The 20,124-nt window shown below is 66.0% G+C and carries 17 protein-coding genes; 6 read left to right on the forward strand and 11 right to left on the reverse strand.

The annotated features are described in order from the left end of the window. Window positions 1-9 precede the first annotated feature (9 nt). Complete coding sequence (locus K32_RS10365) at window positions 10-1,248, forward strand: glycosyltransferase (RefSeq protein WP_201403928.1); 1,239 nt, start codon at window positions 10-12, stop codon at window positions 1,246-1,248. Further along, window positions 1,245-2,528 carry a glycosyltransferase family 4 protein gene (locus K32_RS10370; RefSeq protein ID WP_201403929.1) on the forward strand — a complete coding sequence of 428 codons (1,284 nt, stop codon included), beginning with the start codon at window positions 1,245-1,247 and terminating at the stop codon, window positions 2,526-2,528. Before K32_RS10365 ends, K32_RS10370 begins: the two co-directional genes overlap by 4 nt. 68 nt (window positions 2,529-2,596) lie before the next feature. On the opposite strand, the gene K32_RS10375 is transcribed toward K32_RS10370, so the two are convergent. The 6 genes from K32_RS10375 to K32_RS10400 all read right to left on the reverse strand — a co-directional run bounded on the left by K32_RS10375 (window position 2,597) and on the right by K32_RS10400 (window position 9,239). Continuing rightward, window positions 2,597-3,835: a glycosyltransferase family 4 protein gene (locus tag K32_RS10375; RefSeq protein WP_201403930.1), complete on the reverse strand. Its 1,239-nt coding sequence runs from the start codon at window positions 3,833-3,835 to the stop codon at window positions 2,597-2,599. Then, window positions 3,832-5,100: a hypothetical protein gene (locus K32_RS10380; protein ID WP_201403931.1), complete on the reverse strand. Its 1,269-nt coding sequence runs from the start codon at window positions 5,098-5,100 to the stop codon at window positions 3,832-3,834. Before K32_RS10380 ends, K32_RS10375 begins: the two co-directional genes overlap by 4 nt. Window positions 5,101-5,119: 19 nt before the next feature. After that, window positions 5,120-6,346 carry a glycosyltransferase family 4 protein gene (locus K32_RS10385; RefSeq protein ID WP_201403932.1) on the reverse strand — a complete coding sequence of 409 codons (1,227 nt, stop codon included), beginning with the start codon at window positions 6,344-6,346 and terminating at the stop codon, window positions 5,120-5,122. 135 nt (window positions 6,347-6,481) lie between these two features. Further along, a complete protein-coding gene (locus K32_RS10390) occupies window positions 6,482-7,135 on the reverse strand; it encodes a PIG-L deacetylase family protein (RefSeq protein ID WP_201403933.1) in 654 nt (217 codons plus the stop codon). Beyond that, a complete protein-coding gene (locus tag K32_RS10395; RefSeq protein ID WP_201403934.1) occupies window positions 7,132-7,944 on the reverse strand; it encodes a glucose-1-phosphate cytidylyltransferase in 813 nt (270 codons plus the stop codon). Before K32_RS10395 ends, K32_RS10390 begins: the two co-directional genes overlap by 4 nt. Next, the gene (locus K32_RS10400; protein ID WP_201403935.1) at window positions 7,941-9,239 is read right to left on the reverse strand and encodes a class I SAM-dependent methyltransferase; all 1,299 of its coding nucleotides are present in this window, start codon (window positions 9,237-9,239) and stop codon (window positions 7,941-7,943) included. Before K32_RS10400 ends, K32_RS10395 begins: the two co-directional genes overlap by 4 nt. A 255-nt stretch (window positions 9,240-9,494) precedes the next feature. On the opposite strand from K32_RS10400, the gene K32_RS10405 reads away from it, so the two are divergent. Next, complete coding sequence (locus tag K32_RS10405; protein WP_201403936.1) at window positions 9,495-10,499, forward strand: glycosyltransferase family 2 protein; 1,005 nt, start codon at window positions 9,495-9,497, stop codon at window positions 10,497-10,499. Window positions 10,500-10,529: 30 nt separating this feature from the next. Here K32_RS10405 and K32_RS10410 read toward each other — a convergent pair whose 3' ends face one another. Beyond that, the gene (locus K32_RS10410) at window positions 10,530-11,888 is read right to left on the reverse strand and encodes a DUF4910 domain-containing protein (RefSeq protein WP_201403937.1); all 1,359 of its coding nucleotides are present in this window, start codon (window positions 11,886-11,888) and stop codon (window positions 10,530-10,532) included. Next, a complete protein-coding gene (locus K32_RS10415) occupies window positions 11,885-12,949 on the reverse strand; it encodes an NAD(P)-dependent oxidoreductase (protein ID WP_201403938.1) in 1,065 nt (354 codons plus the stop codon). The genes K32_RS10410 and K32_RS10415 overlap by 4 nt, the downstream gene beginning before the upstream one ends. A 306-nt stretch (window positions 12,950-13,255) precedes the next feature. Here K32_RS10415 and K32_RS10420 point away from each other — a divergent pair, with 306 nt between their 5' ends. Then, on the forward strand, window positions 13,256-14,707 hold the full coding sequence (locus K32_RS10420; protein WP_201403939.1) for a lipopolysaccharide biosynthesis protein: 1,452 nt from the start codon (window positions 13,256-13,258) through the stop codon (window positions 14,705-14,707). A gap of 120 nt (window positions 14,708-14,827) precedes the next feature. Here the strand turns inward: K32_RS10420 and K32_RS10425 are convergent, their stop codons facing one another. Further along, window positions 14,828-15,796, reverse strand: a complete 969-nt coding sequence (locus tag K32_RS10425; RefSeq protein WP_201403940.1) for a GDP-L-fucose synthase — start codon at window positions 15,794-15,796, stop codon at window positions 14,828-14,830. Beyond that, window positions 15,780-16,850 (reverse strand): GDP-mannose 4,6-dehydratase, encoded by a 1,071-nt coding sequence (gene gmd / locus K32_RS10430; protein ID WP_201403941.1) that lies wholly within the window; start codon window positions 16,848-16,850, stop codon window positions 15,780-15,782. Before gmd ends, K32_RS10425 begins: the two co-directional genes overlap by 17 nt. A gap of 202 nt (window positions 16,851-17,052) precedes the next feature. On the opposite strand from gmd, the gene K32_RS10435 reads away from it, so the two are divergent. After that, window positions 17,053-18,402: a glycosyltransferase family 4 protein gene (locus K32_RS10435; RefSeq protein ID WP_201403942.1), complete on the forward strand. Its 1,350-nt coding sequence runs from the start codon at window positions 17,053-17,055 to the stop codon at window positions 18,400-18,402. On the opposite strand, the gene K32_RS10440 is transcribed toward K32_RS10435, so the two are convergent. Next, entirely contained in the window at window positions 18,366-19,484 is a 1,119-nt protein-coding gene (locus K32_RS10440) for a glycosyltransferase family 4 protein (protein WP_201403943.1), read from the reverse strand. The genes K32_RS10435 and K32_RS10440 overlap by 37 nt on opposite strands. A 315-nt stretch (window positions 19,485-19,799) precedes the next feature. Here K32_RS10440 and K32_RS10445 point away from each other — a divergent pair, with 315 nt between their 5' ends. Beyond that, a complete protein-coding gene (locus K32_RS10445; RefSeq protein WP_201403944.1) occupies window positions 19,800-20,006 on the forward strand; it encodes a 4-oxalocrotonate tautomerase family protein in 207 nt (68 codons plus the stop codon). Window positions 20,007-20,124 lie beyond the last annotated feature (118 nt).

Here is a 20,124-nt window from a genome sequence, read left to right on the forward strand (position 1 = left end):
GAGGGCGATATGAGCGATCTGGATTATCTATCCCGCGCGACGCCGCACTCGCAGGCCGCGAGGTCTGATGCCCCGATCCACGTCGCCATGGTCATGGGACGGCTCTCGCGGGCTTCGGGCGGCATCTTCGAAGCGGTCGCCGGCCTGGCGCCGGCGCTGCGATCCCGGCCGGGTATCGAGGTCGACGTTTTCGGCCTCCAACACCCCGTCTCCGCCGCGCAGGACCTCGAACGCGGCGGCGTCCCGGCGCAGGCGTTTCCGACGCGCGGCTTCCCATCCTTCGGCTATTCGCCCGCCCTCGACCGGGCGCTTCGCGCCAGCAGCGCCGATCTGCTGCATGTGCACGGGCTCTGGATGTATCCTTCCGTCGCCGCCCCACGATGGGCGGCGGCCCGGAAGGCGCCCTATATCGTCACGCCGCATGGCCAGCTGGACCGCTGGGCGCTGGCGCATCGGCGCTGGAAGAAGCGGCTTGCCGGCTTTGCCTATGAGATGCGTCATCTCCGCGGGGCGTCCTGCCTGCATGCGCTCTGCGAGGCCGAGTTGGCCTCGATCCGGGCCATAGGGCTGACCAACCCGGTCTGCGTCGTGCCGAACGGCGTTCACCCGCCCATGCCGACGGCGAACGTCGCGCCGCTCTGGCGGAGCCGCGTGCCGGGCCGCGCCTCGATCCTCCTCTTTCTCGGACGGCTGGCGCCGCAAAAGGGCATCCCGAACCTGCTGCAGGCCCTAGCGATCGCCCGCGATGCCGCTGCGTCCAAGGCCTGGCATCTGGTCATCGCCGGCTGGGGCGATCCCGATTATCGCGCCCGATTGGAGCACATGGCGGCGACGCTGGGACTTGAGGGCCTCGTTCATTTCGTCGGGCCGCAGTTCGGCGAAGAGAAAGCTCGCAGCCTCGCCGCCGCCGACGCCTTCGTGCTGCCGTCGCTCAGCGAAGGGCTGCCCATCGCCGTGCTCGAAGCCTGGGCGGCCCGCCTGCCGGTGCTGATGACGCCGCAATGCAACCTGCCTGAGGGTTTTGCAAGGGCAGGGGCGATCCGCATCCTGCCGGAGCCGGACAGCATCGCAACGGGATTGCGCGAGTTGTTCGCCATGCCGATGACGCGCCGGCTGGAAGTCGGAATGCTGGGGGCAGCCCTCATCCAGGAGCGCTACACCTGGTCCCGGGCGGCCGGCGACATGGAAAGCGTGTATCGATGGCTCCTCGGCCTCGCCGCACGCCCTGCGACGGTCGACCTCGCATGACCATCGACACCGCAGACAGCCGATCCGTCAGCACGGGCAGGATCGCGGCGAAGCGGCCCGACCTGAACGTCGCCGTCATTCAGGACGGCGCGCGTCTCCGCTATGCGCTGCCGCTGGCGCTGCGCTCGGCCGGTATTCTCGGCACCATGCATACCGACTGGTTCATCCAGCCGAACTCGCTGCAGGCGCTGTTCGGCCTCGCGATGGCGTCGATCTCGGCCGGCACGGGACGCCGTCTGGCCGGCCGTCGCTGCGTCGGACTCGAGGGGAGCCAGGTCGTCACCTCGGGCTGGCAGACCTTGCTGGAACGCCTGCTCGAAAGCAGGGCCACCTTGCCGGAGGAAATCTACGTCCGCCGCTCGCGAGCCATGACGCGGCAGGTGCTGGATGCCGGCTGGCACGGCGCCGACGCCCTGGTCGGCTTCGTCCGCAACCTCGATCCGCTGCTCTGCGAAGTGGCCCGGCGACAAGGGCTCGCCGTCGTCGCCGACCAGATCATCGCGCCCATCGACGAGCAGATCCGGCAGGAGGCGCGTCAGGCAGAGCTCTGGCCCGGTTGGGAGAATTCCGCCGCTTCGAAGGGCGCCGCCATCATGCGGGATATCGAGCGGCGCACCTGGGATCTGGCCGACCATGTCACATGCGCCTCCGACTACGTGCGCGAGGGGCTGCTACAGGCGGGCGTCGGGAGCGAAAGGGTCTCGGTCCTTCCCTATCCGATCGACCTAGCCACTTTTCGGTTCCTTGACCGGAGCGCCAGACGCGGCCCGGTTCGGGTCGGCTTTGTCGGCGGCGTGTCGCTGCGCAAGGGAGCGCCGGCCTTTCTCGAAATCGCCAGAAGCTTCGATCCCGAAATCGCGCGCTTCACCATGGTCGGCCCGGTCTCGCTGCTTCCCGAAAGGCTGGCTCCATACCGTGGAAGGGTGCAGCTCACCGGCGGCGTGCCGGCCGACGGCGTGCGGTCGTGGCTGGAATCGTTCGACATCTTCCTGTTCCCCTCGGCCTGCGAAGGCTCCGCCGGGACGGTTATGGAGGCGATGGCGACGGGACTGCCTGTTGTCACCACGCCCAACAGCGGAACGCCGGTCCGAGACGGCTTGGAAGGCTACATTCATGCCTGCGGGGACGTCGACGCAATGAAGGTCTCCATCGAACGGCTGATCCAGAATCCCGATCTCCGCCTGCGGATGGGACGAGCCGCGAGGCAGCGGGTCGAGACCATGACGATCGAACGCTATGGCGAGGCCTGGCGCACGCTTCTGCTGCGCCTCACAGGATAGAGCCCCGCAGATCCGGCATGCGAGCGAGCCCGCGCGCCGCGTCCGTCACATCGGGCATTCCCTGAAGCTCAATCGTCGGCTCGCTCGCGCCGGAACATCATCGCGCCGACGACTGCCCGCGCCAGCGCGCCTGTCCGAGGCGGAGTTGCCATGGCGTGATCCACCGCCCGTCGGAGGTTGTTGGCGAACCGTTCCGGCGACCACTCGGCGATCGCCGACTGCCCGGCCTGCGCCATGACGAGCGCTAGTGCGGGATCGGCGGCGACCCGCCACATATGCCGCGCCAACTCCCCGGGATCGCCGGGATCGAACCGGTAACCGTTTATCCCATGGCGCACGAGTTCGTCGCAGCAGCCGCAGCGCGCCGAAACCAGAACCGGCAACCCTGCCGCCATGGCTTCGTTCACCACCAGACCCCATTGCTCGGTGCTGCTCGCCAGGATGAAAGCGCCGGCGAGGCCGTAATAGGCTGGCAAATCGGCATATTGCCGGAAGCCGGGAAAATGCACTTGGGCAGACAATCCCAGCTCTGCCACCGTGGCCCGGAGATCCGTCAACAGCCTGCCATCGCCGAGCATGACGAGATCCCAGGGGAGGCCGCCGGCCATGTCGCGATAGTCGCGATAGGCCTCAAGGACCGCAAAGAGGTTCTTCTTCGCGATCATCCGGCTGGAAACCAGGAAGTAGCGACCGGGCAGGCCGAGTTGCTTCCGGCTCTTGGGGGCCGTGGCGCGGACCTGCGACGCCCCTTCGGCAAAATGCGCGTTATCGATGACGTCGAGGCCGTCAAAGATCGCATTCTCGCGCAGGCCGAGGGCGACCAGATACCGCCGATGCGTCTCGCCGCCGACGAGCGCCGCGCCATAGAGTGAAACGATTTGGCGCTTGATGGACTCGCGCCAGGGGCGACGTCGGCTATCCTGCTCGGCGCTGTCCGACATGACGATCGCCCGCCTGCCATGGCGTGAGCACCAGAGGAGAGCGGCCAGCGCGGCGGGATGCGACCATCCGGCAATCGCGACAACATCCGGTTGGGCCGAGGCCAAGGCGGCCGAGACCTTGCCATACATGGTCCGAACCGGCTCCGCATCGATATCGGCCGACACCACCAATCGCGGAAAGTCGCCCAACCCTTCCGTGCTCGCCCATGCATAGGTGCGGTCCGTCCCGCTGAGTTCGATGCCGGTCAGGTTCATGTATCGCCCCGCCGCGTCGAGCCGGCTGACATGATAGGGGCCGAAGCGCTGGAAGACGACGGCGACACGAACCGAAGCGGGCTGCTGGCGGAGGTCGGCAGGCGCGTTCATGACGAGAAGGGAACCGTCGCTGCCGCGGGCCGAACCTCATCGGTCCGTGTCCGGGCGAGAAGAAGCGCTGGCAGCAGGAACAGCCCGATATGGATCCAGTTGGAATAGGGCCATTGAGTGTGATGCGTGATGGCGTGCATCGACGGCGACAGCGACAGGGCATAGACGATCTGGCAGGCGGTGCTGCCGCGCATCGCGGCGTCATAGAGGCGCCGCATCAGATAGGCGAGCAGGACGAACTTCAACGCGCCCAGATAGGAAAACGACGCGAACGCGTCGGTCAGCCCCGTCTCCGTCGTGCCGGGATGCGGCGCATAATCCCGCGCGATCTGGCCATCGAGCGAAACCATCAGGCTCTCCTTGAAGTGCGTTCCAAGGAGCTGCGCCGGCACATAGTTGAACGCGGTCGCGTTCCAGTGGCTGAGGCCAAAATCGTATGCCTCCGTCGTACGCACAGTCTCCATCCGGTTGATGGCGTTGCGGACTTCCTCGCCGCCATAGGCGAGCAGATGCTCGAAATTGGCGGCGACATCGATCTTGAGCAGCGCCGACCAGGGCGAGGGATCGCGCGCGGTCGTGACCGAGCGATAGTCGCCGGTGCTGGTCAGGGCGAGCGCCGCGCCGAGCACGAACAGAATGGAGAGCAGGCGAGGCGCCGCGAGCCGACGCTGGAACCAGAGGGCGAGGGCGATCAGAAAGACGAAATCGGCGGCCTCGCTGCGCCGGCCGTGGACGAGAATGCGATCCGCATAGACCACCAGGTCGAAGGCCACAACTCCGAGCCCCGGCAGGCTGGGCCGACGGGCGAAGCAGATCAGCGCGATCGCGAAGCCATAGGGCATCAATCGCGCGAAGAAGATGTAGACGACCGGCAGGCCCGTATAGATCGAGAACTTGATATCATAAGGCAAGTTATTGATCTTCATATAGAAATACGCGCCGATCAACGATAGTCCCGCCGCGACGGCGAGTAGCTTGTGCTCGTCGAAGCACCAGGGCCGCCTTGTCGAGGCCGAGGGCCGCGGCAGGTGCCAGCCGAGAACGCAGCCGAGCAGGCAGAGAGTGGCGAAGGCCGCCGTTCGCGCCACGGCGCCCTCGGCAAAGAACGGATCCTCGGCGAACGCGGGCAGCTGCGGCGCGATGAAGCCGAGAAAGGTCGCCGCCGCCAGGAACGGATATTGATACGCGCCCTCGGGCCGGCGAAGGCTCACGACGATCACCCCGGCGGATGTGAGAACCAGGATCCAGATCAGCGCCATCGCCATTGTGTGCCTCCTCGGCTCATCAGGCAGGCTCCGCCGTCTGGTCGCGGATCCGGACTCGTTCCCGGATGCCGCGCAGCAGGTTCTTGATCGGAACGGGAAGATGCGTGCGCAGGCCAGGACGCAGACCCGATGGCAGCTGCCATTCGTCCATCGACAAGGGCCGGGCGACGAGAGGGGGCTCGGCGGAAATTCGATCCAGCAGGGCCGCATAGTCCCCCGCCATGCGGGCGACGCCGAAGCGATCCGGAGCCGTGGCAACGCCCCGGCGCGACAGGGTGCGCCAAAGGGCGGGGTGATCAACAAGCCGTTGGATGGCGGACGCCGCCGCGCGGATATCACCGACCGGAAACAGCAGCCCCGTTTCGCCCTCGGTGACCACGCTGTCGGTCACGCCGCGAATGCGCGAGATCACCGGGACGCAGCCGGCCGCCATCGCCTCGACGGCCGTGATCATGAACCCCTCGAACCGCGATGGCCCGAGCAGAATATCGTGCTCCGCCATCAGGGCCGGAACGGCGGAGGGCAGGACGGCGCCGGCGAACCGGACCCGGTCGCCCAGGAACGCACATCGTTGTCGGAGGCGAGCGAGGTCCGGGCCGTCACCCGCGACGGTCATCCGGACGGAAGGCGGCAGACGCCGCAGGATATCCGGAAGCCATAGAACGCCCTTGGCCTGATCCTCGACGCGGCCGAGCGAGAGAATGCGAAGCGGCTGGCCATCGGCGCGCGGCGCCCGAGCCGGGACCGGCAGGAAATCGGCCGCGTTGGGGACCGTGACGATGCGCTGGGGTCGGAAGCGGTAGCGTCCGATCAGATCCGCCTCGATCCGGCGCGAGACGCACACCGTTGCGTGGACATGCTCGCGGATGGCTGCCGCCGCGGCATAGGTGCCGGGCGTGATGTTATGCACCACCAGGATGCGGAGCAGGGACGACGGCAGATGCCGCGCGATGTTGGTCTGCACGGAGTCGGCGTGAACATTGACGAAGACGCCGTCGAAGCCGCCATTCTCGATCGCGGCGAACAAAGCGCGCGCCAGTGCCGGCTCGTCGTCGCCGGGCAGGCCGCAGACCGCGCCGGTCTCCCGTTCCGCCTGCCAGTCCGGATGCCTCGCTGCCGCATGCGCTGCCGGTCCGATTCCGAGCCAGCGAACGTCGATGCCGAAGGCTGCTAGCCCCATGCGCAGATGGCGAAAGACCGTGAAGGTGCCGCCCAGATGCGGATAGACGAAGAAGGCGAATTTCATGCGTCGTTCCTCGTAACGAGACGTGGGACAGAGGCTTTCACGCGAGGCTAGGGCAGGGAGTTCCCGTGTCGTATCCGGCCTTTGGACCAGATGGCTCATCCATTTGGCCGAGGGGCTGCACGGAGATTTCGGCGGCTAACCGATCGTCGCCTTGCGCATCACGAAGGCCTCGGCATAGCGCCCGGTCGAGCGACATTCCGCGCCGCGCAACCGGGCCAAGCCGCGAAAGGTCTCCTCGTCGAACCAGTCTTTCGAGCGCTGCGAGGCGAAGTGCTCGTCAAGAAACGCCACCTTGCGGCCCATCTCCGCTTCGCCGAACGGCACATAGAGATTGGGCCGCCCCAGATCGCCGTCCCATTTGGGGATTTCGTATTCGAGGATCAGGTGATCGCGGAACACGTTCCAGGTCAGTCGCGAGACGGTGCGGTGATCCTGATGCGCATCATCGCGGCGATGGGTCAGGATGACGTCCGGCGTTACGTGGCGCTTCAAATCCTCCATCCACGCCTTCATGGCGGCGCCCTGCTCCGGGAAGAGCCCATCCGCGAAGGCGGCACACCGAACCTCGGCCTGCATGGCACCCGCCAGAAAGGCATCGGCCGACCGTTGCGCCTCGCGCGCCCGCTCGCCGGGGGCGCTCAGCACGCACCACGCAACGTCGAGCCGGACTCCCCTAGCGATCAGGGTCAGCAGCGTGCCGCCCGCGCCGATCTCGATGTCATCCGAATGGGCGCCGAGGCACAGTATCGACAGCCGATCGCCTGGCGCGGCGAGGGTGAGAGGCCTCATGAGGCGGAGATCGCCAGCGGCGTGGTCGATCCGGCGCGTTCCGCCTGCCGCCATGGCATCCGCCCCTGCTCGACCATCTCCTCCAGGACCTGGCGGTCCTTCAACGTGTCCATGGCGCGCCAGAAGCCCTCATATTTGTAGGCCATCAGCTCTCCCGCCTCGATCAGCCTCGCGAAAGGCTCGAGCACCAGCTCCTCACCCTCGCGGACAAAGTCGAAGATGCCGGGCCTGAACAGGAAGAAGCCGCCATTGATCCAGAGATCCGAGCGATCGGAAGTGGCGAAACCCTTGACCGCCCCGTCGCCGGCGATATCGGCAAAATGGAAACTGAGCTGCGGGCGCACCGCCAGGAAGCAGGCGAGTTTACCGCTCGCGCGGAACCGCGCGATCATTTCGGTCAGATCCACGTCGCTGAGGCCGTCGCTGTAATTGGCGAGGAAAATCTCCTCGTTGCGGACGTGGTCGCGAACCGCCAGCAGCCGCTCGCCGATATTGCGCCACATCCCGGTATCGATCAGCGCCACGCGCCAATCCTGCTCCGGCGTGCCCAGCATCTCGACCTTGGCGCCGAAGTCCGAGACGACGCAATCCGCATAGGCCTGCGGCCGATAGTTCAGGAAGAAGTCCTTGATGACATTCGCCTTGTAGCCGGTACAGAGCACGAAATCGGTGTGCCCGTACTGGCTGTAGTAGTTCATCAGGTGCCAGAGGATCGGCTGCTGGCCGATCGGGATCATCGGCTTGGGGATGCTCTCGGGATATTCGCGGATGCGCGTCCCGAGCCCGCCGCAGAACAGAACGACCTTCATGATGCCATCCCCTTTCGCTCGATCCTTGGCGTGACGATGCGGGGCTCCGGGATCGGCACGATGAAGCGGCCGCCCCATGCCGCGATGTGAGCCATCTGCGTCATGATCTCGTCCTTCAGGTTCCAGGGCAGGATGAGGACATAGTCCGGCCTGGCGATCTCGATCGCCTCCGGAGGCAGGATCGGTATGCGCATCCCCGGCGTGAGCTGGCCGTGCTTGAAGGGATTGCGGTCCACCGTGAACTCCAGGAAGTCCGTGCCGATGCCGCAATAGTTGAGAAGGGTGTTGCCCTTTCCCGGCGCGCCATAGCCGCAGATCGTCTTGCCCTGGTTCTTCAGCTCGATCAGCAGCGACAGCAGCCCGCGCTTGGTCGCCACAACCCGCTCGGCAAAATCGGAATCGGTGGCGACGCGGTCCAGCCCCTGCGCCCGCTCGATGGCGAGCAGCGCCGGGACGGCAGGATGCTGGGGTCGCGTCGAGGACGCGTGGACCAGGTAGACCCGCAGGGATCCGCCATGCGTCGTCAGTTCCTCGACATCGATCAGCCGCAGCTGATGCCGGGCCGCGATCTGCTCGATCGTCAGCAGGGAGAAGTACGAGAAGTGCTCGTGGTAGATCGTGTCGAACTGGGTCTCGGCAATGAGGCGGGCCAGATGCGGAAATTCCAGCGTTATCACCCCCTCGGGCTTCAGCAGGATCCGCATGCCTTCGACGAAATCATTGAGGTCCGGGACCTGGGCCAGCACGTTGTTGCCGATGATCAGATCCGCCTGCTGACCTTCCGCCGCCATTTCCTCAGCCAGATCCGCGCCGAAGAAATCGATCCGCGTCTCGATGCCCTTTTCGATCGCGATCGCGGCGACATTGGCGGCCGGTTCGATTCCCCGCGCCGGAACGCCGAGAGGGCCGAAATGCTGCAGCAGATAGCCATCATTGCTGGCAATCTCGACGACGGAGCTTCGCGCGTTCAGTTGCAGTCGCTGCGTGATCGCCTCGCAATAAGCCTTCGCATGCGCAACCCAGCTCGACGAATAGGACGAATGATACGCATAGTCGTCGAAGATCGCGTCAGGCCTGACATAGGCCTTGAGCTGAACCAGGAAGCAGAATTCACAGGCTAGGACCCGAAGCGGGTAGGTGACCTCGCCTTCGTCGATCCTGTCCGCCGCAACGAAGCTCTCGCAGAGCGGCGACATGCCGAGATCGACGAAGACGTGATGCAGGTCGGCGCCACAAAGGCGGCACGTCCCCAGAACGTCGCGCCCCCCGGGCGTCGATCCGAAAGACTTTGTCATCGAACCCCCTCCATCCCCAGTCACCTCGGTACAGGCTGAATTGCGGAGAACTCGCCCACAGGTTGTACTAGGAACATATCAAGAACCGGGAGAAGGTCGCCTCAGACGTTCTGAGGAGGGGCCGGAGGCTGCTCGCTACGCCTTTCGGATGGGGACAGATCAAGCTCCGTCCAGAGGCGCCGGTATCTACGGCTTTCGGCCGGCTTGCTGCCCGGAAGCCGGGCCGTCCAGAGTGCGATGATCTGGATTTCTTCCATGCCTGAGCAGGAAGCCATGGCCAGCATCGACGTCGCCATACCCAACTACAACTATGGTCGGTATCTTCGCGAGTGCGTCGAGAGCGTGCTGACGCAGGATGTCGCTGCGCTGCGCGTCCTCATCCTCGACAATGCCTCGGACGACAACAGCGCGGCGATCGCGCGCCAGCTGGCCTCTAGAGATCGCCGGGTCACATTCGTGCAGCACGCGACCAATCTCGGTCACCAGGCATCGTTCAACGAGGCCATCGACTGGGCGTCCTCAGACTATTTCATGATCCTCTGCGCGGACGATCTGCTGACCCAGGGATCCCTGCCGAGAGCCCTGTCGGTGCTGGAACAGAACCCGGATGTGACGCTGGCGTTTGGAGAGCTCGCGGCAACGAAGCCCGTAAAAAGGCGACCGATGACCGCGGGGCCCGTCGACTGGCAGATCATGCCGGCGCTGAACCTGCTCGAACAGTTTTGCCGCACGGGCCTCTATTCGGTTCGCAGTTGCTCCGCCGTGGTACGAACCTCGGCCCAGAAGCGGGCGGGACACTATTGCGCGGCGCTGGACCAATCTGACGACTTCGAATTGATGATGCGCCTCACCCTGCAGGGAGGGCTCATAGCCCGGACGCGGACCCCGCAGCTCTTTATGCGGGCGCACGAGCTCGAGCGATCGGCCATTGTCCGCCGCAACCGAAGTCTGCAGATTCTTGCCTACGAGGCGGCGTTCACATGGTTCTTTACGCATGAAGGGGCCACCCATCCCGAAGCTGCGCGGCTTGCGCGGCTGGCGGCGCGCGGGTTGGTCGGTCGTGCCTATTGGTCCGGCTTGAGCCATCTCTGCCGGGGCGAGATCCGCAACGCAGCCGGCCTGTTTCGCTATGTGGCGAGCCGATCCTGGTCATCGACGCTCCTGCCACCGCTCGACTATCTGATCCGGAACGAGCCTCGCCCGGGCGTCGGATCGATGACCGCGACCGTTCGTCGAATGCTCCCCGCGAGCTGGTGCTGATCTCGCCGAAACAGGTGAGGGAAAGGCCGCTCAAGCGCTGACAATCGGCGCCGCGCCGTCAGCTTCCAGAAGTCCATGGGCCTGCAGGCGGCGGGCGGCGGCCAACAAATCCGCGAACGGCAGATCCGCGCGCTCGGCGATTTCGAATAGGGATGTCTGGCCATCGGCACCGCTCAACACCCAGAGCATCGCCAGATTGCTCGCCGCGCCGGCGCCGCCCGGGGATTCACGCTCGAAGAGTCCATGCCGCCCCAATTGCGGCTCGCCATGCATGCAGGTGCTTCGCGGCCGGAAGTCCTGCTCCAGGACGTCGAGGATGTCGCCAATCATCCGATAGGATGAAGCGAGATGCTCCGGCCGCACGAATTCGAGATTGTCGGCCGAGGTGTGATATTCGGGAAAGGTCCCGAACAGGCTGCGCTGGAACACGCCGACCGGCAGATCGAAACCGGGCGAACCATATTGCCGCTCGTCATAGCCGATCGGGCTGAAGTCGAGCACAACCGGCGATCGGGCCGCGTGGCGCAGCACATGGGCGGCGACGCGATCGATGAATGCATTTCCCCGCCGGCTCTTCTTGTAGGTGGGTCCGCCACCGTCGCCGACACAGGTAACGACCAGGCCGTGCTTGACGCGGCTTGTCTCGTGCTGATTGCGGGCGAGCCAGGCTATGGCGCCGATGGTCGTCGGAGCGAAGACGAAGCGATAGCTGTAGCGCGTCTGCATTCTGGAAATCCGCTTGCCCAGCAGAGCGAGCAGCGCCAGTCCCGAGCAATTGTCGTTGGCGAGCGAGGGATGACAGATATGCGCCGACAGCAGCACCTCGTCCTCCAGCGCCCCGCGATGCAGGTATTCGCCATAGCTCAGGCTGCCGTCATCATGGCTGGCGTCGATGACCACTTCATAGCGTCCCTCCGGCAGGGCCAGCATTGCGCGATGCGTCATGCAGAAACCCCAGGCCGGCTCGTAGTAGGACTTTCGATAGGGGATCACGTCCGGCTGCTCGGGGAGCGTGAAAATATGCTTCCGCAGCTCGGCAAGCTCCAGAGTGGCTCGTACCGCCACGCTGTAGTTCATGACGTGCAGGTTGTTGTGTCGAAAATCGACGACCCGCTCGCCAGCCTCGTTCCGGATATAGGCCTCGCGGATGTTCCATTCCCGAGGGATCGTCCAGTCGAAGACCTGCGTTCCCGTCGGAACCTCATGAATGGTGAGCGGAATTGCTCGCTGCATCCGCCGCAGCGTTTCGCGCACGCCATCCCCGGCGACGCTCCGGCATATGGGGAACAGCTCGGCGATCAGGCCATAAATCTCGACACCGATCGCTTCCGCGTTCACCGCGCCCAGAAGGGCTCCGGGAGGCGATAGGTCCTCCAAACGAGAGGTCATGTCACAGCCAGGACATCGCCTTGCGTCGCCGGCACGCGATGACGCAGATCGGCTCCGAGCACACCGCTCGCCATCAGCTTGCGGATATGGCCGATCCGCTGATAGCGGGGACCCTCGAAGCCCAGCAGAGCCTGCGCCGATGACCGATAGGCAGCGCAGAGCTGCTCCGCGCCGCGCCGCGCATCCCACTGCGGCGCGAAATCCGGTAGCAGCTGCCGGATCTTCTCAAACGACACCCGATAGGACCGTGTGTCGGGGCCCGCGTCGGCTGCCATCTCGAGCCGGCAACCGGGGACGATCTCGGCGACGATCGTGGCCAGATCCCGGATGCGGTAGTTTTGGTCGGTCCGGCCGACATTGAATGCCTGGTTGCGAACGTCTTCCTCGCGCGCTGTCAGGCCCGCCAGGAAGGCCGCGGCGATGTCCTCGATATGCACGACGGGGCGCCACGGGGTGCCGTCCGACTTCAGGTGAATGACGCCGCCCGTCACGGCCCAGGCGACGAGATTGTTGAGCACGATGTCGAAGCGCAGGCGCGGCGACAGGCCATAGGCTGTCGCGGGGCGGAAATAGACCGGGCAGAAGCGGCGGTCGGCGAGCCGGCCGATGTCCTGCTCGGCCAGCACCTTCGACCTGCCATAGGCGGTGACCGGCTGGAGAGGCGCCGTCTCGTCGACCAATTCGCCGCCTGCCTTGCCATAATTGCTGCAGGAAGAGGCGAACAGGAAGCGACGCACGCCGGCCTCCTTGGCCAAAGTCGCGAGACGCACGCTGGCCCTGTGATTGATGTCGAAGGTCAGCTCCGGGCTCAAGTCGCTGAGCGGATCATTGGACAGCGCCGCCAGATGGATCACGGCATCGAAACCGCGAAGCTCGCCGACCGTGACATCGCGCACATCCTTGCGAAGCTCCGGTATGGCCGCGATCGCGCCGCCCGGTGCGTAGCTGCATTCGGCGTAGAGATCAGCGTCGCAGCCGCTGACCGAGTGACCGGCCGCCAGCAGCATCGGCACCATGACCGTGCCGATATACCCCCGATGGCCCGTGACAAGCACCTTCATGCCCATTCCCCCCTCGTGATCCAGGCCCCGGTTCCCGTATCCGCGAGAGGATTTTCCGGGGCGGGGAAGCTCGGTTCAGCCTAGGTCGACCCCGTCTCTGACACTGCCTGGCCGTTGGGGGACGGCTCTACTCCTTCGGTCTGTATCCAAACGCATCCCTACGCCGAGATCGGGTCTCGACTGGCCGCAAGGCGTAGGGCGTTCGCCGGAGGGCGGAGCCTGAGGAACGAGAGCTTGCCACTACAATCCCCGCGATCGGCTTCGCCCTGCGATCGAGGAGCACAGGCGTCATGGACAACCAGCGACATGGATGATCTGCGGCACAGGACGATCCGGAGCGGCATGGCCAAGCTGCTCGGACAGGGTGTGAGCGTCCTGATGCGACTGGCCTTCATGGTGGTGCTCGCGCGACTGCTCGATCCGAGCGAGTTCGGCCTGGTCGCGATGGCGACGGCGATCACCGGCATGATGGCGATGTTCGCTTCCGCGGGACTGTCGACCGCGGCGGTGCAGGCGCGGACGATCTCTGTCGTTCAGATGTCGACGCTGTTCTGGGTCAACATGCTGATCGGCACCCTGTTCGCCGCGCTCTGTTGCCTGCTCGCTCCGGTCCTGGTCGCCTTCTATGACGAGCCAAGGCTCTTCTGGCTGACGATCCTGCTCGCGCCGGGCTTCATCCTGGGCGCCGCCAGCGTGCAGCACCTGGCCATCCTGCAACGCGAGATGCGCTACGGGGCCCTCGCCATAGTCGAGTTTTCCGGGCAGCTCCTTGGCCTGGCCTGCGGTGTCGCCATCGCGCTGGCCGGCTACCGCTACTGGGCGCTGGTCGGGGCGACCTTCTTCACCCAGCTCGGCACCACCACGGGCATGTGGGTCGCGACGCGCTGGCTGCCGAGCCGGCGCTTCAGCTTCGCGGAAGTCGTGCCGATGCTCCGGGTCGGCGGCACCGTCACCTTCAACACCATCGTGGCCTATATCGGCTTCAATCTCGAGAAGGTGCTGGTCGGGCGCTTCTGGGGCGCCGAGGCGCTCGGCAATTACGGACGCGCCTATCAGCTGATCTCGGTGCCGATCGACAATCTGAGTAACGCTGTCGGCGGCGTCGCCTTCTCGGCGCTCGCCCGGCTGCAGGACGAGCCAGCGCGGCTCAGGGCCTATTTTCTCAAGGGCTATGCGCTGCTCGCCTCGATGTCGGTGCCGCTGACCCTGTTCCTGTGCCTGTTCGCCGAGCCGATCTTCCTCGTTCTGTTCGGTCCCAGATGGATGGAAGCCGCCATCATCTTCCGCCTGCTGACACCGACGGTCCTGGTCTTCAGCCTGATCAACCCATTCGGCTGGCTGCTGCTGGCGATCGGCCGACAGGATCGCAACCTGCGGATCACTTTCGTGGTGGCGATCGTCGTGGTGGTCGCGTGCAGTATCGGCCTGCCATTCGGGCCGCGAGGCGTGGCGACGGCCTATTCGATTGCGATGGTGGTCTGGTTCGTGCCGCACATCGTCTGGAGCACGCATGGCGGCCCGATCTCCCCGCGCGACATCCTGCCGGCCATCAGCCGATCCTTCCTGGCCGGCCTGATCGCCGGCGGCGCGGCGTGCCTGTTCGACCGGACCGAAGGCGTGGGGTTCCCTCCGCTCGCGCAGGTCCTGCTCGGGGCGAGCGTCATGCTGCTCATCTACGCCGTGATGATCCTCGGCGTCTTTGGGCAGGCCCGCTTCTATGCCGATCTGTTCAGGGGAATGCGCCGCGCCACCACCTGACGGCAGAGTCCGCGCGATGGACAGGAGCCAAAGCCTCCTCGTCGCCGCTGGAGCCGGGTGTGGCCAGCAGCTCGGCCATTCGGACGGGCAGGGACGGCAGATCCGGAATGGCGAGGATGCTCACGCCACTGCGGCGCATTCGGCGAGCCACGCCTCATACGTCGCCTCGATGCCATCCCGGAGCGGGATGGAGGGCTGCCAGCCCAAGTCGCGCATCCGGCCGATATCCATGACCTTGCGCGGCATGCCGTCCGGGCGGCTGGGGTCGGTGGTGATGACGCCCCGATAGCCGACGATATCGGCGATCATTTCGGCGAGGGCCCGGATCGAGATTTCCTTGCCCGACCCGACATTGATGAACTGCCTGGCCTCATACCGCTTCAGGAGCAGCACGCAGGCATCCGCCAGATCGCTGACATGCAGGAATTCGCGCGACGGCCGGCCGGATCCCCAGATGGCGACGCTCGCAAGATTGTCGACCTTGGCAAGGTGGATCCGACGGATCAGCGCCGCCAGGACGTGGGAATTCTCCGGATCGTAGTTGTCGTTCGGCCCGTAAAGATTGGGCGGCACGGCGGCGATGAACCGGCAGCCATATTCGCGGTGATAGCTCTCGGCGAGCTTCAGGCCCGCGATCTTGGCGATCGCATAGGGTTCGTTGGTGGGTTCCAGCGCCCCGGTGAGGAGATCCGCCTCGCGGATCGGCTGCTGCGCGTCGCGCGGATACATGCAACTCGAGCCGAGGAAGAGCAGCTTCGTCACACCGGTCCGGCGCGCACCTTCGATGATGTTCGAGGCAATCGCCAGATTGTCATAGAGAAACGGCCCCGGATGCGCCGAATTGGCGGCGATCCCCCCGACCCGCGCCGCCGCAATGACGATGGCGTCGGGCGCCACGGCATTGATCCAGGCTTCCGTCGCCGACTGCCGTCGCAGGTCCAGCTCGTCGCTCGTGACCGTGAGGATTTCGCACGGCTCGCGGCGGAGCCGTCGCACGATGGCGGAGCCCACCATGCCGCGATGCCCGGCTACCCAGATGCGCTTGCCCGCCAGGGAGAAGGTGTCGAGGATATCAGGCGCTGCGGTCATTGCGGCCGGCCTCCCGAAGCACGCTGCTGAGATCCGCCCGAACCATGTCGGCAACCAGCTCCGGGAACGACACCGTGTGGCTCCAGCCGAGCTGGTCGCGCGCCTTGCCCGGATCGCCGAGCAGGAGGTCCACTTCGGTCGGGCGGAAGTAGCGCGGGTCGATCTCGATCAGTGTCGCGCCGCTGCGGGCGTCATGCCCCTTTTCGGTCGCCCCGCGACCGGACCATTCGATCGCCCGGCCGACCTCGCCAAAGGCGCGCTCGACGAACTCGCGCACCGTGTGGGTTTCGCCCGTCGCCAGAACGAAATCATCGGGCTGGCGGTGCTGCACGATGCGCCACATGCCTTCCACATAGTCGCGGGCATGGCCCCAGTCCCGGCGGGCGTCGAGATTGCCGAGATGGATCGTCTGCTGCAGTCCGAGCTCGATGGCGGCGACGCCGCGCGTGATCTTGCGCGTCACGAAGGTTTCGCCGCGCAGCGGGCTCTCGTGGTTGAAGAGAATGCCGTTCGAGGCGTGAATGCCATAAGCCTCGCGGTAGTTGACCGTGATCCAGTAGGCGTAGAGCTTCGCGGCGGCGTAGGGACTGCGCGGCGAGAACGGCGTCGTCTCGCATTGCGGCGCGACCCGGCTGCCGCCGAAGAGCTCGGATGTCGAGGCCTGGTAGAAGCGGCACTTCTCCGAGAGGCCGGCGATGCGGAGCGCCTCGAGCAACCGGAGTGTCCCGAGCGCATCGGCGTTCGCCGTATATTCCGGCGTCTCGAAGCTGACCTGGACATGGCTCTGGGCGCCGAGATTGTAGATCTCGTCCGGCTCGACCTCGTGGATGATCCGGCAAAGATTGGTCGCGTCCGTCAGTTCGCCATAGTGGAGGTGAAACCGGACATTCTCGCCATGCGGATCCTGGTAGAGATGATCGACGCGCTGCGTGTTGAAGGATGACGAGCGCCGCTTGATGCCGTGCACCTCATAGCCTTTGCCGAGCAGCAGTTCGGCCAGATACGCGCCATCCTGTCCGGTCACGCCGACGATCAAGGCTCTCTTGCCAGGCATGGTGCTCGCTCCGTGTCCTCAAGAACCGGAGTATACGAAGGCGCTACCCACGCGCCCTCCTGTCTGATCGGAGTAGGCGCCGCAACGCGGCCCAACCACTTGCGCGCGATGACCTCTCGCGGGTGTCGACGAAAGAGGTATGCGCGCCCGTGCCCCGTTTCCGCCTACCTCGAAGGGAGGTGTGTTCCCCGTCCGCGGAGCCATGGCTCGTGCGATTGCAGGCCTTGTCCGGCCGTTCGACGCGGTGAAAGTCTGCCTCTGGTCATTCACGGCAGAGGTCAAATCGATGCGCATCGTGCTGGTGAACCGCTATTTCCATCCGGATGAATCGGCGACCAGCCGCATGGTCTCCAGCCTGGCCTTCGGCCTCGCGGCACAGGGCATCGAGGTGCATGTGCTGGCCAGCCGGTTCCGCCACGACGACCCCGACTCCGCATTGCCGCGGCTATCCTCCATCCACGCGGTTCGCGTGCACCGGCTGGCGGCGACCCATTTCGGCAGGAGCGGGCTCGCCGGTCGCGCGTCCGACTATCTGAGCTTCCACGCCGCCGTCGCGTCCTGGTGCCTTCGCCATATCCACCGCGACGACATCGTCATCGCCTGCACGGATCCGCCGCTGCTGTCGGTCACCCTCGCGGCCGTCCTGGCCGGGCGGGGCGCCCGGCTGGTCACGTGGCTGCATGACATCTTTCCCGAGGTCGCAATCGAGCTTGGCGTCGTCGGCAAGGGCGGCCCGCTCGCCCGGCTGACGCTCGCGCTGCGCGACGGGTCGCTATGCCGGGCCCACTGCAATGTGGTGCCCACCGACGCCATGGCGCGCGCGCTGCGCGCCCGCGACATCGCGCCGGACACAACCGCCGTCATTCCCTATTGGTCGGAGGAGGAGATTGTTCCGATCGAGGCGGGCCAGAACCGGCTGCGGTGCGAATGGGGCCTCGGCGAGGGGTTCGTCGTCGGTTATTCCGGCAATTTCGGACGCGCGCACGAGTTCGGCACCCTGCTCGACGCTGCAGAGCATCTCCGGGAGGATCCAGGAATTCGCTTCCTGCTGATCGGCGGCGGCTTCGCCCGCAAAAGCATCGAGGCTGAAATCGCGAGGCGACGGCTCGGCAACATCGAGCTACGACCGCTGCAGCCACGGGATCGCCTGTCGGAAAGCCTCGGCATCGCCGACGTCCACCTGATCTCCCTGCTGCCGAAGCTCGAGCCCTATGTCGTGCCGAGCAAGCTCTACGGCATCCTGGCGGCGGGACGTCCCGCGATCTTCATCGGCGCAGGCGATGGCGAAGTCGCCTCCGCCCTTCGGCGGCACGACTGCGGCGAGACGGTGCCGATCGGCGCCGGCGAGTTGTTGGCCAACCGGATCCGAGCCCTTCGCGACGACCCGGCGCTTCGCTCGGCGCGCTGCGAGAGGGCGCGCCTTGCGTTCGAGACGACGCATGGCAGGGAGCGGGGCGTGGCGGAATGGACTGCGCTGCTTCGCGGCGTAGAGGCGGGACGGTCCTCGGAGGTGGTCTACTCGGCAGCTTCGGGTGACGCCGCCAACGAATGATCGACGGCGGCCAGGCCGCCTCGATGGCCAAAGCGGACGAAGGCGCTGTGCGCCAGAGCGGGCAGGGCTAGGCCCCCGAGCATCCAATAGGCCGGCCAATCCAGGAGAATGCCCGCCAGCCCGACGGCCGCGAGCAGCGCGGAGACCGCAACGAGGGTGGCCGTCGCGCGGGCGGGCGAGAGACCGTGATCGACCAGAAGATGGTGCAGATGAGCGCGGTCCGCCGCCATCGGGCTACGCCCGGCGATCGAGCGGCGAACCATCAGGCTCAGCGTATCGATCACCGGTAGCGCCACCAGCCACAACAGGGCCGGGAACAGCGCGTGTACCTCGGCCTCCGCACGGGATGACCCGGGGATAGAGGACAGGCTGACGATGAAGGCGGCGATGGCGCCGCCGAGCATCAGGCTGCCCGCATCGCCCATGAACACGGTCGCGCGGGCGCGCCAGGGGCTGCGCATGTTGAAGACGAGAAAGCCGAGGACGACGGCCAGCAGCAGGAGGCTTCCCTCGGCGATCGCGGGACGGTCCGTCGCCATCGCGGCAAGGGCAATTCCGCCCAGCGCGATCGCCGCCACGCCGCCCGCCAGCCCATCCAGCCCATCGATCATGTTGAAGGCGTTGGTCACGCCGACGAGGAAGAGAAACGCCACGAGAAGCGTGATCCAGCCCGGCAGCGCTCCTGCAAGGGGGAGGGCAAGCATCATCGTCGTGCCCGTGGCCACGCCCCATCCTCCGAGCAGAACCGCGGCGGCGAGGCCCTGCACGACGAGCCGCATACCGGCGCCGATATTATGGAGATCATCCACGAGCCCGATACCGGCCAGCATCGCCAAGGCCACCGTCAACACCAGCAACTCGGCGGCGGGCGGCGCGGATGCCTGCAGCGATCGCAGCAGGATGACCGACGCGAAGGCAATGAACATCGCGAGCCCGCCGCAGAGCGGAACGAGCCCGACATGAACCTTGCGCGCCGAGGGTCGGTCGACCAGGCCAAGCCGTGGCGACAGGCGGCGCAGCGCCGCCACCATGGCGACCGACAGCAGGAAGGCAAAGGCAAGAAGAGGGGCACCGATCGACATGAGCCGGTCTCCGCATCGCGCCGCACGAGGGGCAGGCCGACGCGCGAGGCCGGATGGCAGATGTCGCGGCGGCTGGAGCACGATAGGGCGGCCAAGGCGGCGCGACCGATTCAGCAATAGGAGGGAAGAGACGCCTAGCGAGGGGCTCGGCATCCTGCCGGCCATACGCCTTTCGGAGGACGCCATCCGGGCGAACTCCGCCGTTTCAAGCCCAACTGGTGCCAAGCCGGGATTGATAGCAGACTGAGACTGCCGAGCGTCAGCAGGAAAGCCTAGGTGGCGCGTGGCCGAAGAACCGAGGGGGAGGAACCCAGCATGCCGTTCGTCAACATTCGTCTCGTCAAGGAAGTCATCGCCAGCGACCCGGAGGGGAAGAAGGCCGCGATCGCCGCCAAGGTGACCGAGGCCATCCGGGACGCCACCGGACTGGGCGACGAAGATGTCTGGGTGGTGTTCGAGGAAGTCCTGGCGCGAGACTGGTATCTCGGCCCGACCAATGTCGAAACCCGACGAAAGGGCTGATCGACGCGCCGAAGGCGTTTGGGAAGCGGAGCGCGGCACGCGCCAAAAGCGCGAGCCGGATAGGGCGCGGGATCCTTGCATCGCTCCGTGAACGAGGAAAGGATCCCGGACTCGGGTA

Origin of the sequence: Kaistia sp. 32K (genome assembly GCF_016629525.1) — a bacterium.
In the GTDB taxonomy this organism is placed as follows: domain Bacteria; phylum Pseudomonadota; class Alphaproteobacteria; order Rhizobiales; family Kaistiaceae; genus Kaistia.